The organism is Streptomyces sp. NBC_00670 (assembly GCF_036226765.1).
In the GTDB taxonomy this organism is placed as follows: Bacteria; Actinomycetota; Actinomycetes; order Streptomycetales; family Streptomycetaceae; genus Streptomyces.
This window is the reverse complement of record NZ_CP109017.1, coordinates 2,775,686-2,801,483: the sequence shown is the minus strand read 5'-3', so window position 1 is coordinate 2,801,483 and position 25,798 is coordinate 2,775,686. Positions and strand designations below refer to the sequence as shown.

The following is a 25,798-nucleotide window of genomic DNA, read 5'->3' as shown; positions in this document are numbered from 1 at the left end:
CCTCGTCACCCGTCGTCAACGGGTCACAGATTGCCGCGCTTCTCCTGCTCCCGCTCGATGGCCTCGAACAGCGCCTTGAAGTTGCCCTTGCCGAAGCCCATCGAGCCGTGCCGCTCGATGAGTTCGAAGAACACCGTCGGCCGGTCCTGCACCGGCTTGGTGAAGATCTGCAGCAGATACCCGTCCTCGTCCCGGTCGACGAGGATCTTCAGCTCGCGCAGGGTCTCCACCGGCACCCGGGTCTCGCCCGCCCACTCGCCGAGCGTGTCGTAGTACGAGTCGGGCGTGTTCAGGAACTCCACCCCGGCCGCCGACATCGTGCGCACCGTCCGCACGATGTCGTTGGTGGCCAGCGCGATGTGCTGGACGCCGGGACCGCCGTAGAACTCCAGATACTCGTCGATCTGCGACTTCTTCTTGCCCATCGCGGGCTCGTTGATCGGGAACTTGACCTTCAGCGTCCCGTCGGCGACCACCTTGGACATCAGCGCGCTGTACTCGGTCGCGATGTCGTCGCCCACGAACTCCTTCATGTTCGTGAAGCCCATGACCTTGTTGTAGAACTCGACCCACTCGTTCATCCGGCCGAGCTCCACGTTGCCGACGCAGTGGTCGACCGCCTGGAACGTGCGGTGGGCCGGCGGTTCGACGATCGGGTCGGCCGCCACGTACCCGGGCAGGTACGGGCCGTCGTACCCGGTCCGCTCGACGAGCGTGTGCCGCGTCTCGCCGTACGTGGCGATCGCCGCGATCACCACCGTGCCGTGCTCGTCCTTCAGCTCGTACGGCTCGGCGATCGAGGTGGCGCCGTGCTCGACGGCGTACGCGTGCGCGGCCCGCGCGTCCGGGACGGTGAGGGCGAGGTCGACGACGCCGTCGCCGTGGTCGTCCACGTGCTGGGTGAGGAAGTGGCCCCAGGTGGAGGTCGGCTTGATGACGGAGGTGAAGACGAACCGGGCGGAGCCGTTCTCCAGCACGTAAGCAGCGGTCTCGCGGCTGCCGTTCTCCGGTCCGGAGTAGGCGACCAGCCGCATGCCGAAGGCGGTCGAGTAGTAGTGGGCGGCCTGCTTGGCGTTGCCCACGGCGAAGACGACCGCGTCCATTCCCTTGACCGGGAAGGGGTCTGCCTGCCGTGCGGTGTCGGGAGTGTGGTGTGTGGTCTGCGTCATACTCGCAGGCTCTCCCGCATCCGCAAGGTGCGCAATAGTTTGCGTTTCGGCTGGGCACTCTGCCCAGTGAGGGGCCCGTAAGGGCCGTCGATCTGTACAGGATGCCCATGGCCGGGAGGTGGATATGACGATCGACCGCCTGGACGCCCGGCTCATCGTCCTGCTGGCGCGCGAGCCGCGGATCGGGGTGCTGGAGATGTCGCGCCGGCTGGGCGTGGCCCGCGGCACGGCCCAGGCCCGGCTCGACCGGCTGCGGGAGCGGGGGGTCGTACGCGGCTTCGGCCCCGAGGTCGACCCGGCGGCGCTCGGCTACCCGGTGACCGCGTTCGCCACGCTGGAGATCCGCCAGGGCCAGGGCGCGGACGTCCGTACCCACCTGGCGAGCGTCCCCGAGGTACTCGAACTGCACACGACCACGGGCCGCGGCGACATGCTCTGCCGCCTCGTCGCCCGCTCGAACGCGGACCTCCAACGCGTCATCGACCGCGTAGTGGCCCTCGACGGCATAGTCCGCGCCTCCACAGCCATCGTCATGGAGAACCCGGTCCCACTGCGCATCATCCCGTTGGTGGAACAGGCGGCGAGGGACGCGGAGTAAGGGGCGCCCGTCAGGGGCGCGGGGCTGTGTCTTTTGCGCGGCTCCGCCGCGGGTGCGCGAGCAGCTATCCGTGCCCCGTCAGGGGCGCGGGGCTGTGTCTTTTGCGCGGCTCCGCCGCGGGTGCGCGAGCAGCTATCCGTGCCCCGTCAGGGGCGCGGGACTGTGTCTTTTGCGCGGCTCCGCCGCGGGTGCGCGAGCAGCTATCCGTGCCCCGTCAGGGGCGCGGGGAACTGCGCGGCGCACCCCCACCCACCCGCACTCGACAACGCACCCCCGGGGTCCAAGGGGCGGAGCCCCTTGAAGGGATGGGAAGGGTAGGGGCGGCGGGGGCGAAAACATCCGACGCGAACTCCCACCCAGCGGGGTTCACACCCCCACCCCACCAATGCCACGCTCGGATCATGAGCCGCACCGACGCACGCCCCGACGCAGCGACACCCACCACCACCCTCCTCACCCGCCTCCGAACCACCCTCCCCCCGGACGCGATCCTCACCGACCCCGACATCACAGCCACCTACGCCCACGACATGGCGAGCTTCTGCCCCTCCGGCACCCCCGCCGCCGTCGTCCTCCCCCGCACCGTCGAACAGGTCCAGCACACCCTGCGCACCGCCACCGACCTCCGCATCCCCGTCGTCCCGCAGGGCGCCCGCACCGGCCTCTCCGGCGGAGCCAACGCCACCGACGGCTGCCTCGTCCTGTCACTCGTCCGGATGGACCGCATCCTGGAGATCGACCCCGTCGACCGCATCGCCGTCGTCGAACCCGGCGTCGTCAACGCCGCCCTCTCCCGCGCGGTCGCCGCCCACGGCCTCCACTACCCCCCGGACCCCTCCAGCTGGGAGAGCTGCACCATCGGCGGCAACATCGGCACCGCCTCCGGGGGCCTGTGCTGCGTCAAGTACGGCGTGACCGCCGAGTACGTCCTCGGCCTGGACGTCGTCCTCGCCGACGGCCGCCTGCTGCACACCGGCCGCCGCACCGCGAAGGGCGTCGCCGGCTACGACCTCACCCGCCTCTTCGTCGGCTCCGAGGGCTCGCTCGGCGTCGTCGTACGGGCCGTGCTGGCGCTGAAGCCGAAGCCGCCGGAGCAACTCGCGCTCGCCGCCGAGTTCCCCTCCTCGGCCACCGCGAGCGACGCCGTGTGCCGGATCATGGAGAGCGGGCACGTCCCGTCCCTCCTCGAACTGATGGACGCCACGACGGTCCGGGCGGTCAACGCGATGACCCGCATGGGCCTGCCCGAGTCGACGCGCGCGCTGCTGCTCGCCGCGTTCGACACCCCCGACCCGGCGGCCGACCTCGCCGCCGTCGGCGCGCTGTGCGAGGCGGCGGGCGCCACCGCCGTCGTACCGGCTGAGGACGCCGCCGAGTCCGAACTCCTGCTCCAGGCGCGGCGCATGGCGCTCCCCGCGCTGGAGGCGGCGACCGGCACGACGATGATCGACGACGTGTGCGTCCCCCGCTCCCGGCTCGGCGACATGATCGAGGGCGTCGAACGCATCGCGGAACGGCACCGGTTGACCATCGGCGTCTGCGCCCACGCGGGCGACGGCAACACCCACCCCGTGGTCTGCTTCGACGCCGCCGACCCCGACGAGACGCGGCGGGCCCGCGTCTCGTTCGACGAGATCATGGCGCTCGGCCTGGACCTCGGCGGCACGATCACCGGGGAGCACGGGGTGGGCGTACTGAAGAAGGAGTGGCTGGCCCGCGAACTCGGCCCGGTCGGTGTGGAGATGCAGCGCGGGATCAAGCAGGTGTTCGACCCGCTGGGCATCCTGAACCCGGGCAAGCTGTTCTGAACCTCGGACGTCACGCGAGCAGTTGGGACAGATCATCGTCCCACCCGAGCCGGTCGCCCTCGGACCCCGGCGGCACGATCCGCAGGGTCCGCTCCAGCCACGCGGCGACCGGGTCGGCGGGGGCCTGGAGCAGGGCGTCGCCGTCGGGGGAGGTGAGCGCGAGCATCAGGGCGCGGGCGGCGAGCCGGCCGTCGGTCTCCGTCTTCACCGGCCACACCCGTACGTCGCCGTGGCCGGACGGGCGGAAGATCCCGTCGATGAGGATGTCCCGGGCGAAGGTCCAGCGGATCGGATGGACGGAGTCGATGTGAAAGGTGAGGTGGACGGCGTACGGGTCCTCGGTGCGGTAGGCGAACAGGGCGGCCACGGGGACGCTCCGTTCGGGGGAGAGGACCAGTCTCAGCTCCAGCTCCCGCTCGACCTCGGTGAGGTGTTCGTGGCCGGTTCCGTGCGTGTGTCCGTGCATGTGCTCGTGAGCGTGCTCGTCCTGCCCCATGCGGCGCTCTCCTTCTTCCCGTTCTTCCCGTCGCTTCCCACGCGTGCCTGTCGTACGCGTGCCCGCGGTCGGTCCGCGTACGGGGGAGAGCACCCGGGCGTGGGAAGCATTACGCGAGTCGGGGGAAAAAATTCCGACCGATGTGGTCCAGGTGTGAGAAGGGCGTGCGCGGTGTCGCCCGTAAAGGGCCGGGTCCACCCGGACCGGGGTGTCATGTGCGCCGATTCTGATAGAGATGTGGAGCCCCCGATGACCCCTCGAGCAGATACGGGACGACGGACATGAGCGCCCCCACCCCGGCCCCCGGCGACGACAGGCCCCGCGAGGGGTATTACCCGGACCCGTCCATCCCCGGCTACGTCCGGTACTGGAACGGTGCGACGTGGGTGCCGGGCACCAGCCGCCCGGCCCCGACGGACGGCGGCCCGCTCGCACCCCCACCGGGCGTGCGGCCCGCGGCGCCGGCTCCGGCACCGGCTGCGCCCGCGGCTCCGGCCCAGGTGGAGGAGACGGGGCCGCACTTCTTCGACGAGGAAGAGACGGGCGGCGGGGGCAGTGGTGGGTCGGCGGCCGGGCCGACGGCCGACGCCGCGCGCCCACAGCCGAACTCGCGGCCGGAGTCGGAGCCGCAGCCGCAGGCCGCCGAGGGCCCCGGTTCCGCCGACGCCCAGCACGGGCGGCGGCCGGAGCCGGCCTCGGCGTGGGGCGCCGACCGCGCCCAGCAGTCCGGCTTCGGCGGCGACCGGGACCGTCAGGTCTCGTGGGGCGCCCCGGCGGCCGCCGATCCGCGCGTCCCGCACACGTCCGCGCCGCCGGCCCAGCCGGACGGCCGGGCGGCGCGCACGGACGGTACGGCGACGATCCCGCCCGCGGAACCGGAGCCGCAGCCGGGCGCGGGCGCGCGGCCCGAGGGCACGATGGTCTTCCGCCGTCAGGCGAAGGCGGGGGAGACGCCGGGCGGCGGCGCCGACCCGGCGTCCGCCGCGCGCCAGGCGCTCGGCCTGGACCCGAACGCACCGGCGGGACGGGTACCGCAACAGGGCCCGGTGGCGGCGCCGGCACCCCCACCGCAGCCGGCGACACCGGCGGCGCCCGCCGCGCGGGCAGCGACCCCGCCCGCAGCGACCCCGCCCGCCGCGGCCGTACCCGCGCAGGGCCAGAGCGCGCCTCCGTCCTCCCCCGTGACCACGGGCCCCGGCGGCGGACAGCCCTCCTGGGCACAGCAGGTGCACCAGTTGGCCGGCGGATCCGCCGGACCTGCCGGAAACGCCGGCTCCGACGGCGAGCAGGTGGCGCCGTGGAAGCCGGTGGTCGAGGACCCCTTCCAGGCACTCGTCCGCAACCAGGCCGCGGCCAGGCCCGCGGGCCTGGGGAAGCGGCTGCTGGCCCGGCTGATCGACACGGTGGTCGTCGGCGCGATCACGGCCACGGCGGCGGTCCCCCTCGGAACGAAGGCACTCGACCACGTCAACGACAAGATCGACGCGGCGAAGCAGTCCGGCGAGACGGTGACGGTCTGGCTGCTCGACGGCACGACGTCCGTGTACGCCGGCATCGTGCTGGCGGTTCTCCTGATCTTCGGCGCGCTGTACGAGGCGCTGCCGACGGCGAAGTGGGGCCGCACGCTGGGCAAGAAGCTGTGCGGGCTCCAGGTCCGGGACATCGAGGCCCACGAACCGCCGGGCTTCGGCGCGGCACTGCGCCGCTGGCTGGTCTACAGCGTGCCGGGCCTGCTGGCGGTCGGCATCGTGGGCGTCGCCTGGTGCCTGTTCGACCGCCCCTGGCGCCAGTGCTGGCACGACAAGGCGGCGCACACGTTCGTGGCGGCGTAACCCCTCTGCCCAGGGGCTCCGCCCCGCGCCCCCGGGTGACCCCGGTCACCCGGGGGTCCAGAGGGAGGAGCCCTCTTTCCCGCCGTGTCACTCCTCGATGGTGATCGAGTCAACGCCGTAACGCCGGGCAAGGCGGCGCTTGGAAGTCGCCACCACTCCGTCCCCTGTGATGTAGGCGCCTTCCGCTTCCCCGAGATCCCTGAACGAGGCATCGGGATAGCGCTGCTGAAGGTAACTCATACATCCCCTCACGGAACCTCCGATGAGAGAAATCGTCCATCCTGCTCCGGTGCCCATCGCCACAAGCGAGTTGATGCCGTCCTTGAGGCTGGTGCGACCGAATCCCGAGGTGCCGGTGGAGTCGCTGTGAATCATGAAGGCCGTACTGCCGTCGAATCCGCACACGGCAACGCAAGGCCCGAGGTCGGAGGTGTAGAGGACCTTGTCACGACTCCGGGTGGTCTTTCCGTTTCTGTTTCCTTGTCGAACGTATTTCCCCTTGAAAGTCATCGTGCTGCGTTCGGGGGAGGAGCGAGGGGAGCGCTGAACAACCGACTGCGCACCGCTCGCGTGAGCGGCGTTCTGCCGACTGTTCTCCATCGCGGTGGCCACCGCGGCGTTCCCCGCGGAGCGCTTAAGGGTCAGTAAGGAAGCCGCGGTGGGATACGACAGGGTCGCCGCCGCGTCCGCGACGGTCGTGGTCCCGGACCGCGAGACGCTGTGACCGGGACGCCGCGTCGACCTGCCGTGGATTTCCCTGTCCCGGGCGTTCTCGTCTTGCCTTCGCATACGTCCTCTTCCGTGTGCCGCGCAGGTGCGATGTTCGAGGAGCCCACTGTCCACCGAGCGAGCCCGAGCTGTGTCGGCGGAACTGTAATCCGCTGCCTGTAACGGCACGATCAGTGAGCGCGCGGGGAACCGCGCGAGAAGCCCCCACCCACCCGCACCCCGGGAACCCCGCCCGTACCCCGGACGGGCCCCCGCCGGATGCGCGCCCCCGCCCCGCGCGGTCGACTCGTGGCCATGAGCACCGAACCGCCGCCGCCCGACGACGACCCGCTCCGAAAACCCCCGTACGGCAACCCACCCCCACCCGGCGGCCCCTACGACCACCCCGGGGGAAGCCCCTACGGCACCCCCGGGCAAGGGCCCCCTGGATACCCGGGGTACCCAGGCGGCGGTGACCCGTACGGGGGTGGGCCCTACGGGCCGGGCCCGGATCCGCTGGCCGGTATGCCGCCCCTCGCCGACAGCGGCAGACGCGTCCTCGCCCGCGTCATCGACCTCATCCTCGTCGGCATCGTCGTCTGGCTGCTCTCCTACGCCTTCCACACCACCCAGTACGACTACGACATGGACGGCGGCACCGTCGACTACGGCGCGTCGATCGGGCAGTCCGTCATCGCCGCCGTGCTCTACATCGCGTACGACACCGTGCTGATCAGCCGCACCGGCCAGACCCTCGGCAAGAGATGGCTCCACCTCAGGGTCGCCGACCTCGGCAACGGCGCCACGCCCTCCGTGTCCGCCAACCTCACCCGCGCCGCGGTGCTCTGGCTGCCCTTCGCGTTCTGCTGCGCCTGCGTCTGGACGGCGATCTCGGGCGGCTGGAGCTTCTTCGACCGGCCCTACAAACAGGGCCTGCACGACAAGGCGGCCAAGACGGTGGTGGTCAGCACCGACAGATGACGCCCACGGCGCACCTCACGGCTTGGCCGGCTCCCGCACCGCCCCGGCACCGGCGCCCACAGTCTCCGGGGACCTGCCGGCCCTCCTGGAGGACGGCGACGTCGCCGGCGTCGGCACCGGCACCGTGACCGCCACCAGCAGCCCCAGCACCATCGCCGCGACCGCGATCAGGGCGATCGCGAGCACCGAACTCGCCTGCGACAGCAGCAGCATGGCGAGCGTGGAGAAGATCACGGTGCAGGATCCGTAGACGAGCTGTGCGGTGGTCGGACGAGGCATGGTCAGTCCTCGGGGTGGTTCTCCCCCCGGTGCCTCTCGCGCTGGGGGAGATGGCGGACAACGGCTGTGGTGGTGGCGAAGCGGCGGAGCGGACGAGGACGCTTCCGCCGGGCACACTGGGCATCGCAGGGCGACAACGGTGTCAGCCTGACGATCGGTCACCGGTCCGGCGTTCCGGCCTCGACTTCCGCCCGTCGACTCCCTTCCGCTGGCATGCCCCGGGGGAACGTGCGGTAAGCGTGCCCTCACCCCGGGGGCCGGTGCACAGGGGGCGCACGGAGTCATGGACTATGCCAACACGCCGATGCCACGCGCCCGTCGACGGTGAACAGCCATCCACGGGCCACCCGTCCGTATAGCGGACGTAACCTCCGCATAATGCAATTGACCTGTCCAAGTCAAGGACTGTTTTTTCCGGGCAACGTCCGGTCAAATGTTCGTCACTTGACTACACGCGTATACCGCGCGCGGACCCTCGACGGGAACCCCCGTCAACAGGCCCTGGCCCCCCTTCCGCGCACGGGACGCGTCAGGGGAGGACATCAAGTGATACGCAGACCCTGGACGTATCGAGCGGCGACGACACTCGTCGCGCTCGCGACCGCGACCGCGACGTACTCCACGTTCGCCGTCGCCCAGGCCGCCGACAAGGCACCGGCCCCGGCCGTCGACCGGCACGACCCGCAGCCGGTGAACACCCGTGCGCACGACCTCGACGGGCCCATGAGCAAGACCCAGAAGGCCCAGCGCGCCGAGGCGCTCGACCAGGTCATCTCCGGCGACGCCAAGGTCAAGAGCCGGGACGGCTCGCAGGTCGTCCAGCTGCACGGCCGCAAGGGCGACAGCAAGTACGTCGAGCTGGGCCGGGAGAAGACCGACAAGATCTTCACCATCCTGGTCGAGTTCGGCGACAAGGTCGACAGCCGCTACGGCGGCACCGCCGGCCCGCTGCACAACCAGATCGCCGCGCCGGACCGCCGCAAGGACAACAGCACCGCCTGGCAGGCCGACTACAACCAGCAGCACTTCCAGGACCTCTACTTCGGCACCGGCAAGAACACCGAGTCGCTGAAGAAGTACTACGAGAAGCAGTCCTCGGGCCGCTACTCGGTCGACGGCGAGGTCACCGACTGGGTCAAGGTCCCCTACAACGAGGCCCGTTACGGCTCCAACTCGTGCGACGAGTGCGCGTGGAACGCGGTCCAGGACGGCGTCAACGCCTGGGTCGCCGACCAGGAGGCGCAAGGCCGCAGCGCCGCCGACATCAAGGCGGACCTCGCCCAGTACGACCAGTGGGACCGCTACGACTACGACGGCGACGGCGACTTCAACGAGCCCGACGGCTACATCGACCACTTCCAGCTCGTGCACGCCGGTGAGGACGAGTCCGCCGGCGGCGGCGCGCAGGGCGAGGACGCCATCTGGGCCCACCGCTGGTACGCCTTCGGCACCGACGCCGGCGCCACCGGCCCGGCGGACAACAAGCTCGGCGGCACCCAGGTCGGCGACACCGGCATCTGGGTCGGCGACTACACCATCCAGCCGGAGAACGGCGGACTCGGCGTCTTCGCCCACGAGTACGGCCACGACCTCGGCCTGCCGGACGAGTACGACACCAACGGCGGCGACAACTCCACCGGTTTCTGGACGCTGATGTCCTCCGGCTCCTGGCTCGGCACCGGCAAGCAGGCCATCGGTGATCTGCCCGGCGACATGAACGCCTGGGACAAGCTGCAGCTCGGCTGGCTGGACTACGCCACCGCCAAGGCCGCCACCAAGTCCCGGCACACCCTGGGCCTGGCCGAGTACAACACCAGGAACAAGCAGGCCCTGGTGGTCACGCTGCCCGAGAAGGCGGTCAAGACCGAGGTCGTCCCGCCCGCGCAGGGCTCGACCCAGTGGTGGAGCGGCCAGGGCAACGACCTGCGCAACTCGCTGACCCGCAGCGTCGACCTCACCGGCAAGTCCGCCGCGTCCCTCACCCTCGACGGCTGGTGGGACATCGAGAACGGCTACGACTACCTGTACACCGAGGTCTCCACCGACGGCTCCAACTGGACCGCCCTGGACGGCACCCTGGCCGACGGCACCGCCATCCCGCGGGACGCCAGCGACAAGCCGGCCCTCACCGGCTCCGTCGACGCCTACCAGAAGCTGACCTTCCCGCTGGACGCCTACGCCGGCCAGAAGATCCAGCTCCGCTTCCGCTACCAGACCGACGGCGGCGTGGCCCAGAAGGGCTTCGCGGCCGACGAGATCGCGGTCACGGCCGACGGCGCCACCGTCTTCTCCGACGACGCCGAGTCCGCGGACGCCGCCTGGACCGCCGACGGCTTCTCCCGCATCGGTGCGGACTTCACCAAGGACTACGCGCAGTACTACATCGCCGAGAACCGCCAGTACGTGTCGTACGACACCACGCTGAAGACCGGCCCGTACAACTTCGGCTTCTCGACGACCCGTCCGGACTGGGTCGAGCACTACCCGTACCAGAACGGCCTGTTGATCTGGAAGTGGGACACCTCCCAGCCCGACAACAACACCACCCAGCACGCGGGCACCGGCCTGATCCTCCCGGTCGACGCCCACCCGAAGGCGCTGAAGTGGAACGACGGCACCCTGATGCGCAACCGCATCCAGTCGTACGACTCCACGTTCACCACCGCCCGCACCGACGCGCTCACGCTGCACTCCGCGGACAAGGCGACGCGGGTTCCCTCCCAGAAGGGTGTGCGGGTGTTCGACGACGGGGCGAGCACGTACTACGACACCGCCAACCCGACCGGCGGCGTCAAGATCACTGACACCCACACGACGATCCGCATCGTCCGGGCCCCGCACGACGGCTCGACGATCACGGTCGAGGTGGGGCGCTCCCACAAGTAAACGAGCGTTAGTGCAGGTCAGAGCGTGATCGGCCGCGACCCCCTGGCGGGTCGCGGCCGATCGTGTTTAGGTGCGTGCTGTGAGCTGCTTATTGACGCCGGTCCTCGTGGAGGTGTGACTGCATGGCCGCAGGAGGTTTCTGCAAGCTGCCGAACGGCCATGTGGTCGTGGCCCTGAACCTGCCCAGTCCGGCGGAGACGGCGGGGCCGGCCTCCGGGGCGGTACCGCCGGGCGGGGTACGCGTGCTGGTGCACGCGGTGAACCGGGCGCGGGCGCTGACGCGGTTGCGGAATCTGGGGATGCGGGCGGTGTACTTGCGGGGCAACGCGGCGCCCCCGACGCCGGACGAGATCACAGCGGTGCTGCACCACCCCGACGGCCTGGTCTGGCGCACGACGCCCGGTGTCGGCCTACCGACCCCCGAACTCTGGCACCCCATCCGCGCGCTACTACGCCGCCCGGCGGTGCGAATGTAGTGGGGGCTCCGCTTTCAAGGGGCGCGGGGAACTGCGCGACCAGCCACAACGCACCCGCACCCGCCGACGAACCCGCCCACCCCCACCCCCGGGGTTCAGGGGGCGGAGCCCCTTGAAGGGACGGGACGGGTAGGGGCGGCGGGGACGAAGGAAACCGCCGTCAGGCCACCACCGGCTTGCCCGTCAGGGCGACCCCCGCCGCGCGCAGCTCATCCAGCGCCCGCTCGGTCGTCTCGGCGGCAACCCCCGCCGTCAGATCGAGCAACACCTGCACCCGGAACCCCTCCCGCACCGCATCCACCGCGGTCGCCCGCACACAGTGATCCGTGGCGATCCCCACCACGTCCACTTCCTCCACCCCCCGCTCCCGCAACCAGTCCCCGAGCCCCACCCCGTTCTCGTCCGTCCCCTCGAACCCGCTGTACGCCGCCGCGTACGCCCCCTTGTCGAACACGGCGTCGATCGCCCCCGAGGCGACCGCCGGCGCGAAGTTCGGGTGGAAGCCCACCCCCTCCGTACCCGCCACACAGTGCGCGGGCCAGGAGTGGACGAAGTCGGGGTTGTCGGCGAAGTGGCCCCCGGGCGCGATGTGGTGGTCGCGGGTGGCCACCACGTGCCGGTACCCGGCCGGAGCCGGGGCCTGGGCGATCAGCTCGGTGATCGCGGCGGCCACGTCGGCCCCGCCGGCCACCGCGAGGCTGCCGCCCTCACAGAAGTCGTTCTGCACGTCTACGACGATCAGCGCGCGGCGCATGGTCGGTGTCCTTCGGGTCGACGGGATGGTTCCGAGCGTAGAGACTCAGGGGCCGCAGGGGGAGGGGGCGGGTGCCGCACACGCACGCGGGTCGGCCCCTCACACGTATTCGGTCGGGATGACCGCTTCCCCGCGCGAGAGCTGCGTCGCCGACAGCGGCAGCCCCGCCCGCGCGGCCGCGTGCCGGTCCCGCACGGCGTCCAGCGGCTCGCGCCCGACGACCTGCCCGCCCCTGACCAGCTCCACCAGGAGCTGCTCGTCGGCCAGCTCGGCCGGGACCGGTCCGGTGCCGATCACCTCGGCCTCGGCCACCCCGTACGCGTCCAGGCGCCGCGCGGCCCACTTGCGGCCGCCGATGGACGTCTTGCCGCCGCTGGACTTCTTCGCCACCGGCACCAGCGGCGCCTTCGGATCGTCCGACTCGGCGCGCGCGACCAGCTTGTAGACCATCGATGCCGTCGGATGGCCGGAGCCGGTCACCAGCTGCGTACCGACGCCGTACCCGTCCACCGGGGCGGCGGCCAGCGAGGCGATGGCGTACTCGTCCAGGTCCGAGGTGACGATGATCTTCGTGTCGTGGGCGCCCAGCTCGTCGAGCTGCTGCCGCACCCGGTGGGCGACGAGGAGCAGGTCGCCGGAGTCGATGCGCACCGCGCCCAGCTCCGGCCCGGCGACCTCCACCGCCAGCCGTACGGCCTCGGTGACGTCGTAGGTGTCGACGAGCAGCGTGGTGCCCCGGCCGAGGGAGTCGACCTGGGCGCGGAAGGCGTCGCGCTCGTTGTCGTGGAGCAGGGTGAAGGCGTGCGCGGAGGTGCCGACGGTCGGAATGTCGTACCGGAAGCCGGCCGCGAGGTCGGAGGTGGTGGCGAAGCCGCCGACGTACGCGGCGCGCGAGGCGGCCACGGCGGCGAGCTCGTGGGTGCGCCGGGCGCCCATCTCGATCAGCGGGCGCTCCCCGGCGGCCGAGGCCATCCGGGAGGCGGCGGCGGCGATCGCGGAGTCGTGGTTGAGGATGGAGAGGATCACGGTCTCGAGGAGCACGCACTCGCCGAAGGAGCCCTCCACGCGCATGATCGGCGAGCCGGGGAAGTACACCTCGCCCTCCGGGTAGCCCCAGACGTCACCGGAGAAGCGGTAGCCGGCCAGCCAGTCGAGGGTCTTGTCGTCCACGATCCGGCGCTCGCGCAGGAAGCGCAGGACGTCCGCGTCGAAGCGGAAGTTCTCCACCGCGTCCAGGACGCGGCCGGTGCCCGCCACGACGCCGTACCGGCGCCCCTCGGGCAGCCGCCGGGTGAAGACCTCGAACACCGACCGCCGGTCCGCGGTGCCGGCCTCCAGCGCGGCCTGCAGCATCGTCAACTCGTAGTGATCCGTGAAGAGCGCCGTCGAGGGAACGTCCACCGGCAGCCCTAGGTCCGCTGTGTTCATGGCAGATGATCGTACCCTCATTTCGTCAGACTGACGATTTGGGGTCCCGCGACCGGGCCCCACGGGCTCGTTTATGCGAGTGACCCCCTGGGGTGGCAGCATGGGGCGTGTGACGGCTGCCGCACCCCTAGAGATCGAAAAGACCGAGTCGGCGGAGGAGACGTTCGCCGTACCCGAGCCCGACCTGCCCTGGGTGACGATCGTCCACAACGACCCGGTCAACCTCATGAGCTATGTGACGTACGTCTTCCAGACGTACTTCGGCTACTCCAAGGACAAGGCCACCAAACTCATGCTCGACGTCCACCACAAGGGCCGGGCGGTGGTCTCCAGCGGGTCCCGCGAGGAGATGGAACGCGACGTGCAGGCCATGCACGGCTACGGTCTGTGGGCCACGCTGCAACAGGACCGCAAGTAGCCGCGCGCTCATCCCCACCTCCCACGACACGCTCCAGCGAACGGACCCTGACGGACGCCATGCCCGGACACTTCGAACCGCTCCCCGGCGGCGGCGCGACCGTCGCGCTCGACGAGGTCGAGATCTCCATCATCCGGTCGCTGGCGGTCCAGCTCCTGGAACTGATCGGGCCCGGGCCGGCCGAGGACGACTCGGCGGACCCGCTCGCCGAACTGTTCGCCGAGGGGCCGAGCGAGCCGCCGTCCGACCCGGTGCTCAGGCGGCTCTTCCCGGACGCGTACGGCGACCCGGAGGGCGAGCCGGTCTCGGCCGCGGAGGCGGAGGAACGGCGGGCGTACTCGTCGGAGTTCCGCCGGTTCACCGAGAACGACCTGCGGGCGGGCAAGCGGGACAACGCGCTGGTGATCGTGCGGACCCTCGACCGGCTGACGGTGACGCGGGGGCGCGCGGTGCTGGAGCTGACGCCGGAGGAGTCGCAGCAGTGGCTGCGCGCGCTGAACGATCTGCGGCTGGCGATCGGGGCCCGGCTGGAGATCGCGGACGAGGACGACGCGGAGGTCCTCTACCGCCTCTCCGACGAGGACCCGCGCAAGCCGATGGTCATGGCATACCTGTGGCTGGGCGGCCTCCAGGAGACCCTGGTCACGACGCTGCTCCCGTAGGCGTTTCCTCGCCCCCGCCGCCCCTTGAGGGGCGCGGGGAACTGCGCGAGAGGACCCCACCCACCCGCACCCGACCACGCACCCCCGGGGTCCAAGGGGCGGAGCCCCTTGAAGGGACGGGAAGGGCAGGGGCGGCGGGGGCGAAAAAACTTCCCGGCGAACCCCTCTCCGCACCCACCCCGTACCCACTCCACACCCCCACCCCGTTCGCTCAGCGGGCCCTCAAATCCGCATAACGATCCCGTCAACCACTCCGCCCGTTTCGCCCGCCCCCACCCCCCTTACGCCCGTTCTCCCTGTGCACCGCGCCACATCCACCCCCCTCGATCACAATCGCAACCGTGATAGATCTTCACGACCGCCCGGCAGGCACACCCACGCCCGCCGGGGGCGCCACCCGCCCGGCAGACCGCCGGCACGGCACCGCTCCATCGCATCCGGGGGGGATCGAGACCCGATCCACGGCCGACGCCAGGCCGTGATCGACATGGAGAAAGGCGCACCACACATGACCTCTGCGCAGGTCGGCAAGAGGCACGGCGAAGACGATCGCGGCCGCGACGCGGCAGCGGCGAAGGCAGCGACGGCAACGGAGGGAACGGCGGCCACACCGCCCCCCGACGGCACCCCCGAGGAGGGCTACCAGCGCGGCCTCGGCAGCCGCCAGGTCCAGATGATCGCCATCGGCGGCGCGATCGGGGTCGGCCTCTTCCTCAAGGCCGGCGCCAACATCGAGAAGGCCGGCCCCAGCCTCATCCTGATGTACGCGCTCGCGGGCACGGTCATCTTCTTCATCATGCGGGCCCTGGGCGAACTCCTCCTCTACCGCCCCGTCTCCGGCTCCTTCGCCGATTACGCCCGCGAATTCCTGGGCCCCTTCTTCGGCTACTTCACCGGCTGGACGTACTGGCTGATGTGGGTGGTCACCGGCATGGCCGAGCTGACCGCCGCCGCCATCTACGTCAACTACTGGTGGCCCCAGATCCCCCAGTGGGTGACGGCACTCGTCTTCCTCGTCGTCCTCTTCGTGGCCAACCTCATCTCGGTGAAACTGTTCGGCGAGATCGAGTTCTGGTTCTCGATGGTGAAGGTCACCGCGCTCATCGGCATGATCGTGATCGGCGTCGGCGTCCTCACGTTCGGCTTCAGCTCCGCCGGCGACACCGCCGCCGTCTCCAACCTCTGGGAGTTCGACGGCTTCTTCCCCAAGGGCATCGGCTCCTCCCTGATGACACTGCAGGGCGTGATGTTCGCCTACCTCGCCGTCGAACTGGTCGGCGTCACCGCGGGCGAGTCGGAGAACCCGGAGAAGACGCTCCCCAAGGCGATCAACACCCTGCCCTGGCGCATCGCGCTCTTCTACGTGGGCGCCCTCGCCGTGATCCTCTCCGTGGTGAAGTGGACCGAGTTCGGGGCGGACGTCAGCCCCTTCGTGAAGGCGTTCGCGGTCATCGGCATCCCGGCCGGCGCCGGCATCGTCAACTTCGTCGTCCTCACCGCCGCGCTGTCGTCCTGCAACTCCGGGATGTACTCCACCGGCCGCATGCTGCGCACCCTCGCCGACAACGGCGAGGCGCCCCGCGTGTTCCAGCGGCTGTCCAGCACCCGCACGCCCGCCCTCGGCATCACCGTCTCCACCGCCTTCATGGCCATCGGCGTGGTCCTCAACTACGTCGTCCCGGAGAAGGCGTTCGGGTACGTCACCTCCGTCGCCACCGCGGCCGGCATCTGGACCTGGCTGATGATCCTCGTCAGCCACGTCCGCTACCGCCGGGCCGTGGACGCCGGCCGACTGCCCGCCTCCTCCTTCCCGGCGCCGGGCGGCGCGACGTTCTCCTACGTCGCCATCGCGTTCCTGCTCTTCGTCACCGGCCTGATCGCCTACGACAAGGACTCCAGGATCTGTCTCTACGTGATGGCCGTCTGGGCGGTCGCCCTCGGCATCGGCTGGGCGGTCCTCAAGGCCCGCAGCCCCGAGGTCACCGCACGCCGCGAACCGGAGCCGGCGACCGAGCGCGTGGGCTGAACGCCTGCACCGTCCGGCATGTGGGCCGCCGCGTACCACCCCTCGGTACGCGGCGGCCCGTTGCCTATGCTGGCCGCATGCTGACCCTCACCCAGGAGCTCTACGACCGGATCGTGGCCCACGCCCGCCAGGACCACCCCGACGAGGCGTGCGGCGTGGTCGCCGGCCCCGCCGGCTCCGGCCGCCCCGAGCGGTTCGTCCCCATGCTGAACGCGGCCCGCTCGCCCACGTTCTACGAGTTCGACTCCGGCGACCTGCTCAAGCTCTACCGCGAGATGGACGACCGCGACGAGGAGCCGGTGATCGTCTACCACTCGCACACCGCCACCGAGGCCTACCCCTCGCGCACCGACATCTCCTACGCCAACGAACCGCACGCGCACTACGTCCTGGTCTCCACCGCGGACACCGACGGCGCCGGCGAGTTCCAGTTCCGCTCGTTCCGCATCGTGGAAGGAGAGGTCACGGAGGAGGAGGTCGAGGTCGTCACGGCGTACTGAGACCACGCACGCACCCGGCTCACACCTCCGGCGAACCGACCGCACCCCCGGCGCACACCGCCCCCGATCTCACCCCTCGGTTGAATATCGTCCGAACTCTGGGATCACACTCCGGGCACCAGGGCGGGAATCGATACGATGACCGCATGGTTCTGAACGACGTGAGCGACAAGACGCCGAGCGCGCTGCTCGTGGCGCGGCTGCACGTCGACCTGTGCAGGCTGAACAGCGCCATCTGTTGACGTTCCCTGCCGCCGTACGGCCGTGAGCCGCGGCGCGGCACCGCTGCGCGCCCACCGACCCCACCCATCCGACAGGAGCCGCCACCATGGCCATCGAGGTCCGCATCCCGACCATCCTCCGCACGTACACCGACGGCCAGAAGGCCGTGGAGGCCACCGGGGACACCCTCGCCGCCCTCTTCACCGACCTCGACGCCCGCCACCCGGGCATCCAGGCCCGCATCGTGGACGGCGAGCAGCTGCGCCGCTTCGTCAACGTGTACCTGAACGACGAGGACGTCCGCTTCCTCGACGGCATCAACACCAAGGTCACCGACGGCGACAACGTGACGATCCTGCCGGCCGTGGCCGGCGGCATGCGCTGATCGGCCGCCGAGCCGATGCGCTACGACTCCCCGCTGGCCGCGGTGGGCAACACCCCTCTGGTGCGCCTGCCGCGGCTCTCGCCGTCCGCCGACGTCCGTATCTGGGCCAAGCTCGAGGACCGCAACCCGACGGGTTCGGTCAAGGACCGGCCCGCCCTGCACATGATCGAGCAGGCCGAGAAGGACGGCCGGCTCACCCCCGGCTGCACCATCCTGGAGCCGACCTCCGGCAACACCGGCATCTCGCTCGCCATGGCGGCCAAGCTCAAGGGCTACCGCATGGTGTGCGTGATGCCGGAGAACACCTCCCAGGAGCGCCGGGACCTGCTCGGCATGTGGGGCGCGGAGATCATCTCCTCCCCGGCGGCCGGCGGCTCCAACACCGCGGTCCGCGTCGCCAAGGAACTCTCCGCCGAGCACCCCGACTGGGTCATGCTCTACCAGTACGGCAACCCCGACAACGCGGGCGCCCACTACGCCACCACCGGCCCCGAGATCCTCGCCGACCTGCCCTCCGTCACGCACTTCGTCGCCGGGCTCGGCACCACCGGCACGCTGATGGGCGTCGGCCGCTTCCTGCGCGAGCAGAAGCCGGACGTCAAGATCGTCGCCGCGGAGCCGCGCTACGACGACCTCGTCTACGGCCTGCGCAACCTCGACGAGGGGTTCGTACCGGAGCTGTACGACGCCTCGGTCCTCACCACGCGCTACTCGGTCGGCTCCGCCGACGCGGTCACCCGCACCCGCGAGCTGCTCCAGCAGGAGGGCATCTTCGCGGGCGTCTCCACGGGCGCGGCCCTGCACGCGGCGATCGGCGTCGGCAGGAAGGCGGTGACCGCGGGCGAACCCGCCGACATCGTCTTCGTCGTCGCCGACGGCGGCTGGAAGTACCTCTCGACGGGCGTCTACACCGCCGAGACGACAGAAGCAGCGATCGAAACCCTCCATGGACAGCTCTGGGCGTGAGGGCCCGTGCAGTCGGGGCGGGAACGGGGCCGCGGTCCCGCCCCGTTCCCCCTCCGCAGCGGAGCGCTACGGCGTGCAGACCTTCGTCAGTTCGCCCGCCGCGTCCGTCACCGGGCTGACGTCGGGTGTCTCGTCGCCGTTGCGGACGGCCGTGCGGACGTTCGACACGGCGTCGCGCAGATCGTCGACCGCCTTGTTGACGTCCGCGTCGTCCGTCTTGTCGCCGATCTTGTCCAGGTTCTTCTCTATCGCGTCGAGCGACTCGTCGGTCTGCGTCGGGTCGTTCGACGCGTTCTCCACGGCCTGCTGCAGGTCGGTGACGCTGTCGGCGATGGCGTCGGCGGTCTGGACGCAGTCCAGCGCCTTGTTCACCGCGTCGCAGCCGACCGCGGCCGGTACGGCGACGAGTACGGCGGCAACGGCGAACGCTGCGGTACGGCGGCGGTGGCGGCGCGCGGCCATGGAAGGTCCTCCCCGTGAACGTGAGCGCGTACATGCTTGAACATGCCCGCACATGCGTGGCCGGGCGCACGGCCGGAAGACCGTACGCCCGTACCGATAAGAACGCGCCCGCTCAGTCGGCGGTTGCCTCCAGGACCGCGCGCTGGGCGGCGGCCAGCTCGTCGCACCCGGCGACCGCGAGGTCCAGCAGCGCGTTGAGCTCCTTGCGGTCGAACGGCTCGGCCTCCGCCGTGCCCTGGACCTCGACGAAGCGGCCGTCACCGGTGCAGACCACGTTCATGTCGGTGTCGGCGCGGACGTCCTCCTCGTAGCAGAGGTCGAGCAGCGGGACGCCGCCGACGATGCCGACGGAGACGGCGGAGACGGTGCCCGTGAGCGGCTTGCGGGTGGGCTTGATCAGCTTCTTGGTGTGCTGGGCCCAGGTGATGGCGTCGGCCAGGGCCACGTACGCGCCGGTGATCGCGGCGGTGCGGGTGCCGCCGTCGGCCTGGAGGACGTCGCAGTCCAGGACGATGGTGTTCTCGCCGAGCGCCTTGTAGTCGATGACCGCGCGCAGGGAGCGGCCGATGAGCCGGGAGATCTCGTGCGTACGGCCGCCGATCCGGCCGCGGACCGACTCGCGGTCGCCGCGGGTGTTGGTGGCGCGCGGCAGCATCGAGTACTCGGCGGTCACCCAGCCCTCGCCACTGCCCTTGCGCCAGCGCGGCACGCCCTCGGTGACGGAGGCGGTGCACAGCACCCTGGTGTCGCCGAAGGCGACGAGTACGGACCCCTCGGCGTGCTTGCTCCAGCCGCGCTCAAGGGAAACGGGACGAAGCTGCTCGGCCGCACGGCCGTCGATACGAGACATGGGAGGAGCCTAGCGGGACCGGGCCGTTCGAAGGGGCGCGGGGAACTGCGCACCGGGGGTCCGGGGCGGAGCCCCGAGGGACGGGAAGGGCAGGGGCGGAGAGGGCGAAAACCCCACCGGCACCCCACCCCGCCCGCACCACTCACATCAGGTCTTCGATCTCCGCCGCGATCGGGTCCGCGTCCGTCCCGATCACGACCTGAATCGCGGACCCCATCTTCACCACCCCGTGCGCCCCCGCCGCCTTCAGCGCCGCCTCGTTGACCAGCGACGGGTCGTGCACCTCGGTCCGCAGCCGCGTGATGCAGCCCTCGATCTCCTCGATGTTCTCGATCCCGCCGAGCCCGGCGACGATCTTCTCAGCCTTGGTGGCCATGTCCACTCCCTGCGTGTCCCTGCGTGCGCTGGCGCTGATGCGGCGTACTGGTCTACACCACGCGGACCACGGTAGCCGACCCAGGTGGCGGGCGGCGGACCCCGCTGAGCCGCACGGAGCGTGACATTCCGGCAGCGGAAATCGTGGGTTCCTTATGCCGACCTCATCTGCTACAACAGGTCTACACCACTCAGTGGTGTAGACCACCACCGATGGAGGAACGTATGACCACCGCCACCGAAACGGCGGCCCCCGCGAAGAAGCGGGGATCGGGCCTGTTCCAAGGCTTGCAGAAGGTCGGCCGCAGCCTACAGCTGCCCATCGCCGTGCTGCCGGCGGCGGGCATCATGGTCCGGCTGGGCCAGAACGACATCTTCGGCAAGGACGGCCTCGGCTGGGACAAGGTGGCCGCCGTCTTCAACAACGCGGGCAGCGCGCTCACCGGCTCGCTCCCGCTGCTGTTCTGTGTGGGTGTCGCCATCGGCTTCGCCAAGAAGGCGGACGGTTCCACGGCCCTCGCCGCCGTGGTCGGCTTCCTCGTCTACAGCAAGGTACTCCAGGCCTTCCCGGTCACCGAAGCGGTGGTGAAGAAGGGCGAGGACGTCGCCGCGACCTACAACGACCCCGGTGTCCTCGGCGGCATCATCATGGGTCTGCTGGCCGCCGTGCTGTGGCAGCGCTACCACCGCAAGAAGCTGGTGGACTGGCTCGGCTTCTTCAACGGCCGCCGGCTGGTGCCGATCATCATGGCCTTCGTCGGCCTCGTGATGGGCGTCTTCTTCGGCCTGATCTGGGAGCCCATCGGCAACGGCATCTCCAACTTCGGCGAGTGGATGACCGGCCTCGGCTCCGGCGGCGCGGCGCTGTTCGGCGCGGTGAACCGCGGGCTGATCCCGATCGGCATGCACCAGTTCGTCAACACGGTGGCGTGGTTCCAGCTCGGCGAGTTCAAGGACTCCGCCGGCCAGGTCTTCACCGGCGACTACAACCGCTTCCTGCACGGCGACCCCACCGCCGGAATGTTCATGTCGGGCTTCTTCCCGATCATGATGTTCGGCCTGCCGGCCGCCGCGCTCGCCATGGCGCACACCGCCCGCCCCGAGCGCCGCAAGGCCGTCCTCGGCATGATGGTCTCCCTCGCCGCGACCTCGTTCGTCACCGGCGTCACCGAGCCCATCGAGTTCTCGTTCATGTTCATCGCGCCGCTGCTGTACGTGCTGCACGCGCTGCTGACCGCCGTGTCGATGGCGGTGACCTGGGCCCTGGGCGTGCACGCCGGGTTCAACTTCTCGGCCGGCTTCATCGACTACGTGCTCAACTGGCACCTGGCGACGAAACCCTGGCTGATCATCCCCATCGGCCTGGTCTTCGCGGTGATCTACTACGTGACCTTCCGCTGGGCCATCGTCAAGTTCGACCTCAAGACCCCGGGCCGCGAGCCCGAGGAGGAGGTCGAGGACCTCACCAAGGCGTGAGACCCGGCCGCACGGCACGACGACGCCGTACGCGTACGGCATGACGCGGGCCCCGGAACCCTGTCGCAGGGTTTCGGGGCCCGTGTGCGTGCGGGTCCGGGCGGCCGTCAGATCTCGTACGCCGCTCCCGGCGCCGCCAGTTCCGTCGGGCCGGGGAAGGCCTCGCGGGCGTCGGCGAGGTTGACGTGAGGGTCCGTCCACGGGGGGATGTGGGTGAGGACCAGGCGGCGGGCGCCGGCCCGGGCCGCGCTCTCGCCGGCCTCGCGGCCGTTGAGGTGCAGGTCCGGGATGCTCTCCTTGCCGTGCGTGAACGCCGCCTCGCACAGGAACAGGTCCGTGTCGCGGGCGAGTTCGTCCAGCGCCTCGCTCACACCGGTGTCCCCGGAGTACGTCAGCGAGCGCCCGCCGTGCTCGACGCGGATGCCGTACGCCTCCACCGGGTGGCGGACCCGCTCGGTGTGCACGGTGAAGGGGCCGATGTCGAACGTGCCCGGCTTGACCGTGTGGAAGTCGAACACCTCGCTCATCGAGGAGGCGGACGGAGTGTCGGCGTACGCCGTGGTCAGCCGCTGTTCGGTGCCCTCGGGGCCGTAGACCGGGAGGGGGGCGCAGCGGCCGCCGTCGTGCCGGTAGTAGCGCGCGACGAAGTACCCGCACATGTCGATGCAGTGATCGGCGTGCAGATGACTGAGGAAGATCGCGTCGAGGTCGTAGAGACCGCAGTGGCGCTGCAGCTCGCCCAGGGCGCCGTTGCCCATGTCGAGGAGCAGCCGGAAGCCGTCGGCCTCTACGAGGTAGCTCGAACAGGCCGATTCCACGGACGGGAACGACCCCGAGCAGCCGACGACGGTGAGCTTCATGGAGCCGGAACCTCCGCGTGGCGTGGCGTGCGGGCAGGGGGACGGAACGGGGGGTCGTGCGGTCCGTCGAGCGTAAGGCGCGAAAGGGTGGGTCGCTCCTCCGCCAGGGGCCGTTGTGGGCGAACTCACCTGTGGTGTCACGCGTTCGGCTGGAGATGCGGCACGGGGCTGACGGCCGGGCGGGGACGGCGCCGGCGTCGTACTGTCGTGTGCATGGACACGTCCTGGTGGCTCGCGCTCGCGGCGGTGGTGCTGCTGGCCTTCGTCGCGGCACTGGTGGACGGGTGGGGGCGCCGGGGCCGGCGCCGTCCGCCGCGGAGCGCGCGGCCCGGGAGCCGCGGGGCGGGCGGGGAGCGGCCGCGCCCGGCGGAGATCTGGTGGGCGGACGTGCCCCCCGACGACGGCGCGGAGGGCGACCTGCCCTGCCTGGTGCTGGCGGTACGCGGGGACCGGGCGGTGGTGGCCCGGATCACGAGCCGCTACCGCGAGGAGCGCACCGGCGTGATCCCGCTCCCGCCGGGCACGGTGGGCGACGCGCACGATCCCCCGCGCTTCCTGGAGACGGACGAACTCAGCGACGTACCTCTGTGGGACTTCCGCCGCAGGGTCGGCGCGGTGGACCCGGCGCTGTGGGACCAGGTGCGGTACCTGGCGGGCTGAACACGGGGCGGACGATACGGGCCGGCCGGCCGTACCGACGGGGGGCGGGCCTGCGCGGCGCTCCCCGGGCACCGGCGATACTGGGCGCATGACCCGCCTGATCCTCGCCACCCGTAACGCCGGGAAGATCACCGAGCTGCGCGCGATTCTCGCCGATGCCGGGATTCCGCACGAGCTCGTCGGTGCCGACGCCTTTCCCGAGGTGCCCGACGTCAAGGAGACCGGCGTCACCTTCGCCGAGAACGCCCTGCTCAAGGCGCACGCCCTGGCCCGCGCCACCGGGCTGCCGGCGGTCGCCGACGACTCCGGGCTGTGCGTGGACGTCCTCGGCGGCGCCCCCGGCATCTTCTCCGCCCGCTGGGCCGGCCGGCACGGCGACGACCAGGCCAACCTGGACCTCCTCCTGGCCCAGCTCGGCGACATCGACGACCCCCACCGCGGCGCCCACTTCGCCTGCGCCGCCGCCCTCGCGCTGCCCGACGGCACCGAACGCGTGGTCGAAGGCCAACTCCGCGGCACGCTCCGCCGCACCCCCGCAGGCGCCAACGGCTTCGGCTACGACCCGATCCTCCAGCCCGACGCCGACACCCGCACCTGCGCCGAACTGACGCCCGCCGAGAAGAACGCCATCAGCCACCGAGGCCAGGCCTTCCGTGCTCTGGTCCCGGCGGTACGCGAACTGCTGGGCTGAGGGTGTCGTAAAGGAGGGGCGGACACCACGTCATGGTGTCCGCCCCTCTTCGGTGCGCCCGGTCGGACTCGAACCGACAACATCTAGTATCTAAGACTAGCCTCTCTGCCCATTGGAGTACGAGCGCTCGTATCGTGCCCACTCTACTGGCTGGGCCGATCGGGGCGGGCGAAGGGCCACTACGTACTTCTGCGGCGACCGCCCCGGCACCATGTACTGGTGACCGCATGGCAGTTGGGGCACAGGAGCCGCAGATTCGGGCGCCGGTCGTCGCTCCAGTCGCCGTTGACATGGTCGATCTCCAACGTCATGGGCCGCCCGTGCCATTCGGGCGGCGTTCCGCACTCGTCGCACCGTTCGGGCACGCCCGCCTCAAGGAGGGCTCGGCGCAGCAGGGCGGTCTTGGTGCGCCGTCGACCGTCGTGTTGCACGAATACGTCGACCGCCCTCTTACGAGGATTCGGCCCGGGCTTTCCACGCTGGTGAGCCTGCCCCAGGAAGTGCGAGGTGTCGAGGCCGAATTCCGCGACCCATGCACGGAAGTGCCTGCGGACCGAGGAAGTGTCGGGCAGCCGGAGTCTCCGTAGCGTGTCCGCGATCGACGACGCTTCCGTCACGGCCGTGACGAGTTCACTTCGGGACGGTTTCGAGCATGAGCGTGCCGTCTGTTTCACGCCGCCCGTCCCTTTTTCCTGCCTCGGTACGTGTCCGTGGCCGAATGACAGTTGGGGCAGAGCAGACGCAGGTTCTCCGGGCGGTTGTTGCGCCAATTACCGTCCACGTGGTCCACCTCCAGCGGCAGGGGTCGACCGCGCCACATCGGCTCAGTTCCGCAGGAGGCGCACCGCTCGGCCGTGCCGAGTTCGATCATGGCTCGCTTGAGCCGCTCACCGGGCACGCGCCGGGCATGGGGAGAGGTCTGTTCGACCAGCAACTGTCCGGGGGCTTGGCGCTGTTTCGGGACGCCGGCTCGGGCTTCCCTGCGGAAGTGAGAGGTGTCGATCCCGTAGGCCTTGATGCGGCGACTGATGTTCGTGTGGTGGCCGCCCACAACGTCGATCCCCAGGTGTCGCAGCACACCGTTGACACTCGTGGACGCGGCCACGGCGGGTTCGAGGATCTCTCTGGTCCATCGCGTTGCCGTCTCGCTTTCGAAGTGGGACGTGTCCACTCCGCATGCGCGCATCCGATCGTGCAGATAGCGACGCGACCGACCCTTGGGATCGACTCCCAGCATCACCAGTGCTTCGGAAAGCGTCCTGGACGACGCTGCCGCATCAGCCAGGACTTCGCGCGTGTATCGGCTCACCGGCATGATTCCCCCGCTTTCGCTCACCTGTCGCGGACTCGTACGAAATGGCGACTCGTATGGAGTAACGATCTATGCGTCCGGCGGTTACGCGAACAGGGTGCGGATGCGGTGGTGGGCGAAGTCGAGGGACCCGTGAGCCGCATGACAAAGGGGCCGGTGACGTTTGCCACCGGCCCCCTTTGCCGGGTCTGCTACAAGTACAACCCCGTCGAGTCCTCCGAACCCTCGAAGCGGTCGGCGGCCACCGCGTGGAGGTCACGTTCGCGCATGAGGACGTAGGCCGTGCCGCGGACCTCGACCTCGGCGCGGTCCTCGGGGTCGTACAGGACGCGGTCGCCCGGTTCGACCGTGCGGACGTTCTGGCCGACCGCGACGACCTCGGCCCAGGCGAGGCGCCGGCCGACGGCCGCCGTCGCGGGGATCAGGATGCCGCCGCCCGAGCGGCGCTCGCCCTCGGCGGTGTCCTGCCGTACCAGCACCCGGTCGTGCAGCATCCGGATGGGCAGCTTGTCGTTGCG

The 25,798-nt window shown here is 70.7% G+C and carries 28 protein-coding genes and 1 tRNA gene; 16 read left to right on the top strand and 13 right to left on the bottom strand.

Annotated elements, in window-relative coordinates; translation table 11 throughout:
- Positions 1-23 precede the first annotated feature (23 nt).
- Positions 24-1,169 carry a 4-hydroxyphenylpyruvate dioxygenase gene (gene hppD / locus OIE12_RS12435; protein WP_329134713.1) on the bottom strand — a complete coding sequence of 382 codons (1,146 nt, stop codon included), beginning with the start codon at positions 1,167-1,169 and terminating at the stop codon, positions 24-26.
- Positions 1,170-1,293: 124 nt separating this feature from the next.
- On the opposite strand from hppD, the gene OIE12_RS12430 reads away from it, so the two are divergent.
- Together OIE12_RS12430 and OIE12_RS12425 are read left to right on the top strand one after the other, a co-directional pair.
- The gene (locus OIE12_RS12430) at positions 1,294-1,767 is read left to right on the top strand and encodes an Lrp/AsnC family transcriptional regulator (RefSeq protein ID WP_030383405.1); all 474 of its coding nucleotides are present in this window, start codon (positions 1,294-1,296) and stop codon (positions 1,765-1,767) included.
- A 401-nt stretch (positions 1,768-2,168) separates the two neighbouring features.
- Positions 2,169-3,575 (top strand): FAD-binding oxidoreductase, encoded by a 1,407-nt coding sequence (locus OIE12_RS12425; RefSeq protein WP_329134710.1) that lies wholly within the window; start codon positions 2,169-2,171, stop codon positions 3,573-3,575.
- A gap of 10 nt (positions 3,576-3,585) precedes the next feature.
- On the opposite strand, the gene OIE12_RS12420 is transcribed toward OIE12_RS12425, so the two are convergent.
- A complete protein-coding gene (locus tag OIE12_RS12420; protein WP_329141894.1) occupies positions 3,586-4,041 on the bottom strand; it encodes an SsgA family sporulation/cell division regulator in 456 nt (151 codons plus the stop codon).
- 311 nt (positions 4,042-4,352) lie between these two features.
- Between OIE12_RS12420 and OIE12_RS12415 the strand changes: the two genes are divergently transcribed.
- Positions 4,353-5,903 (top strand): RDD family protein, encoded by a 1,551-nt coding sequence (locus OIE12_RS12415; protein ID WP_329134708.1) that lies wholly within the window; start codon positions 4,353-4,355, stop codon positions 5,901-5,903.
- An 87-nt stretch (positions 5,904-5,990) separates the two neighbouring features.
- On the opposite strand, the gene OIE12_RS12410 is transcribed toward OIE12_RS12415, so the two are convergent.
- Complete coding sequence (locus OIE12_RS12410) at positions 5,991-6,515, bottom strand: hypothetical protein (protein ID WP_329134706.1); 525 nt, start codon at positions 6,513-6,515, stop codon at positions 5,991-5,993.
- Between the two features lie 411 nt (positions 6,516-6,926).
- On the opposite strand from OIE12_RS12410, the gene OIE12_RS12405 reads away from it, so the two are divergent.
- Positions 6,927-7,592, top strand: a complete 666-nt coding sequence (locus OIE12_RS12405) for an RDD family protein (protein WP_329134704.1) — start codon at positions 6,927-6,929, stop codon at positions 7,590-7,592.
- 15 nt (positions 7,593-7,607) lie between these two features.
- Here OIE12_RS12405 and OIE12_RS12400 read toward each other — a convergent pair whose 3' ends face one another.
- The gene (locus OIE12_RS12400) at positions 7,608-7,871 is read right to left on the bottom strand and encodes a hypothetical protein (protein WP_329134703.1); all 264 of its coding nucleotides are present in this window, start codon (positions 7,869-7,871) and stop codon (positions 7,608-7,610) included.
- Positions 7,872-8,417: 546 nt separating this feature from the next.
- Between OIE12_RS12400 and OIE12_RS12395 the strand changes: the two genes are divergently transcribed.
- Positions 8,418-10,757 (top strand): immune inhibitor A domain-containing protein, encoded by a 2,340-nt coding sequence (locus tag OIE12_RS12395; protein WP_329134701.1) that lies wholly within the window; start codon positions 8,418-8,420, stop codon positions 10,755-10,757.
- A 122-nt stretch (positions 10,758-10,879) separates the two neighbouring features.
- Positions 10,880-11,233 (top strand): hypothetical protein, encoded by a 354-nt coding sequence (locus OIE12_RS12390; protein ID WP_329134700.1) that lies wholly within the window; start codon positions 10,880-10,882, stop codon positions 11,231-11,233.
- A gap of 160 nt (positions 11,234-11,393) precedes the next feature.
- Here OIE12_RS12390 and OIE12_RS12385 read toward each other — a convergent pair whose 3' ends face one another.
- Together OIE12_RS12385 and OIE12_RS12380 are read right to left on the bottom strand one after the other, a co-directional pair.
- Positions 11,394-11,987, bottom strand: a complete 594-nt coding sequence (locus OIE12_RS12385; protein WP_329134698.1) for an isochorismatase family protein — start codon at positions 11,985-11,987, stop codon at positions 11,394-11,396.
- A 99-nt stretch (positions 11,988-12,086) separates the two neighbouring features.
- Positions 12,087-13,415 (bottom strand): nicotinate phosphoribosyltransferase, encoded by a 1,329-nt coding sequence (locus OIE12_RS12380; protein WP_329134696.1) that lies wholly within the window; start codon positions 13,413-13,415, stop codon positions 12,087-12,089.
- A 100-nt stretch (positions 13,416-13,515) separates the two neighbouring features.
- On the opposite strand from OIE12_RS12380, the gene clpS reads away from it, so the two are divergent.
- The 7 genes from clpS to OIE12_RS12345 all read left to right on the top strand — a co-directional run bounded on the left by clpS (position 13,516) and on the right by OIE12_RS12345 (position 18,594).
- Entirely contained in the window at positions 13,516-13,833 is a 318-nt protein-coding gene (gene clpS / locus OIE12_RS12375; protein ID WP_030382794.1) for an ATP-dependent Clp protease adapter ClpS, read from the top strand.
- 59 nt (positions 13,834-13,892) lie between these two features.
- On the top strand, positions 13,893-14,495 hold the full coding sequence (locus OIE12_RS12370; RefSeq protein ID WP_329134693.1) for a DUF2017 domain-containing protein: 603 nt from the start codon (positions 13,893-13,895) through the stop codon (positions 14,493-14,495).
- Between the two features lie 508 nt (positions 14,496-15,003).
- Positions 15,004-16,521, top strand: a complete 1,518-nt coding sequence (locus OIE12_RS12365; RefSeq protein WP_329134691.1) for an amino acid permease — start codon at positions 15,004-15,006, stop codon at positions 16,519-16,521.
- Positions 16,522-16,598: 77 nt separating this feature from the next.
- Positions 16,599-17,021, top strand: coding sequence for a M67 family metallopeptidase (locus tag OIE12_RS12360; protein WP_329134690.1), 423 nt, complete (start codon positions 16,599-16,601; stop codon positions 17,019-17,021).
- A 146-nt stretch (positions 17,022-17,167) separates the two neighbouring features.
- Positions 17,168-17,263 carry a putative leader peptide gene (locus OIE12_RS12355; RefSeq protein ID WP_329134689.1) on the top strand — a complete coding sequence of 32 codons (96 nt, stop codon included), beginning with the start codon at positions 17,168-17,170 and terminating at the stop codon, positions 17,261-17,263.
- A gap of 86 nt (positions 17,264-17,349) precedes the next feature.
- A complete protein-coding gene (locus OIE12_RS12350) occupies positions 17,350-17,628 on the top strand; it encodes a MoaD/ThiS family protein (RefSeq protein WP_329134688.1) in 279 nt (92 codons plus the stop codon).
- A 15-nt stretch (positions 17,629-17,643) separates the two neighbouring features.
- Positions 17,644-18,594: a PLP-dependent cysteine synthase family protein gene (locus tag OIE12_RS12345; protein WP_329134687.1), complete on the top strand. Its 951-nt coding sequence runs from the start codon at positions 17,644-17,646 to the stop codon at positions 18,592-18,594.
- A 66-nt stretch (positions 18,595-18,660) separates the two neighbouring features.
- Here the strand turns inward: OIE12_RS12345 and OIE12_RS12340 are convergent, their stop codons facing one another.
- From OIE12_RS12340 to OIE12_RS12330, 3 genes are all read right to left on the bottom strand, one after another.
- Entirely contained in the window at positions 18,661-19,056 is a 396-nt protein-coding gene (locus OIE12_RS12340; RefSeq protein WP_329134685.1) for a hypothetical protein, read from the bottom strand.
- Positions 19,057-19,168: 112 nt separating this feature from the next.
- Positions 19,169-19,906 carry a ribonuclease PH gene (gene rph / locus OIE12_RS12335; protein ID WP_329134683.1) on the bottom strand — a complete coding sequence of 246 codons (738 nt, stop codon included), beginning with the start codon at positions 19,904-19,906 and terminating at the stop codon, positions 19,169-19,171.
- Between the two features lie 142 nt (positions 19,907-20,048).
- Positions 20,049-20,321, bottom strand: a complete 273-nt coding sequence (locus OIE12_RS12330) for a PTS glucose/sucrose transporter subunit IIB (protein WP_329141892.1) — start codon at positions 20,319-20,321, stop codon at positions 20,049-20,051.
- Between the two features lie 185 nt (positions 20,322-20,506).
- On the opposite strand from OIE12_RS12330, the gene OIE12_RS12325 reads away from it, so the two are divergent.
- Positions 20,507-21,757 carry a PTS transporter subunit EIIC gene (locus tag OIE12_RS12325; RefSeq protein WP_329134681.1) on the top strand — a complete coding sequence of 417 codons (1,251 nt, stop codon included), beginning with the start codon at positions 20,507-20,509 and terminating at the stop codon, positions 21,755-21,757.
- A 107-nt stretch (positions 21,758-21,864) separates the two neighbouring features.
- Here OIE12_RS12325 and OIE12_RS12320 read toward each other — a convergent pair whose 3' ends face one another.
- Positions 21,865-22,617 carry an MBL fold metallo-hydrolase gene (locus OIE12_RS12320; protein ID WP_329134679.1) on the bottom strand — a complete coding sequence of 251 codons (753 nt, stop codon included), beginning with the start codon at positions 22,615-22,617 and terminating at the stop codon, positions 21,865-21,867.
- 213 nt (positions 22,618-22,830) lie between these two features.
- On the opposite strand from OIE12_RS12320, the gene OIE12_RS12315 reads away from it, so the two are divergent.
- The gene (locus OIE12_RS12315) at positions 22,831-23,277 is read left to right on the top strand and encodes a type II toxin-antitoxin system PemK/MazF family toxin (RefSeq protein ID WP_329134677.1); all 447 of its coding nucleotides are present in this window, start codon (positions 22,831-22,833) and stop codon (positions 23,275-23,277) included.
- A gap of 88 nt (positions 23,278-23,365) precedes the next feature.
- Complete coding sequence (gene rdgB, locus OIE12_RS12310) at positions 23,366-23,968, top strand: RdgB/HAM1 family non-canonical purine NTP pyrophosphatase (RefSeq protein WP_329134675.1); 603 nt, start codon at positions 23,366-23,368, stop codon at positions 23,966-23,968.
- A 53-nt stretch (positions 23,969-24,021) separates the two neighbouring features.
- Here the strand turns inward: rdgB and OIE12_RS12305 are convergent.
- From OIE12_RS12305 to OIE12_RS12295, 3 genes are all read right to left on the bottom strand, one after another.
- Positions 24,022-24,095: transfer RNA gene (locus OIE12_RS12305), tRNA-Leu, on the bottom strand.
- 543 nt (positions 24,096-24,638) lie between these two features.
- Positions 24,639-25,283, bottom strand: coding sequence for an HNH endonuclease signature motif containing protein (locus OIE12_RS12300; protein WP_329141890.1), 645 nt, complete (start codon positions 25,281-25,283; stop codon positions 24,639-24,641).
- Positions 25,284-25,471: 188 nt separating this feature from the next.
- Positions 25,472-25,774: a GroES family chaperonin gene (locus OIE12_RS12295; RefSeq protein WP_051707732.1), complete on the bottom strand. Its 303-nt coding sequence runs from the start codon at positions 25,772-25,774 to the stop codon at positions 25,472-25,474.
- Positions 25,775-25,798: the final 24 nt, after the last annotated feature.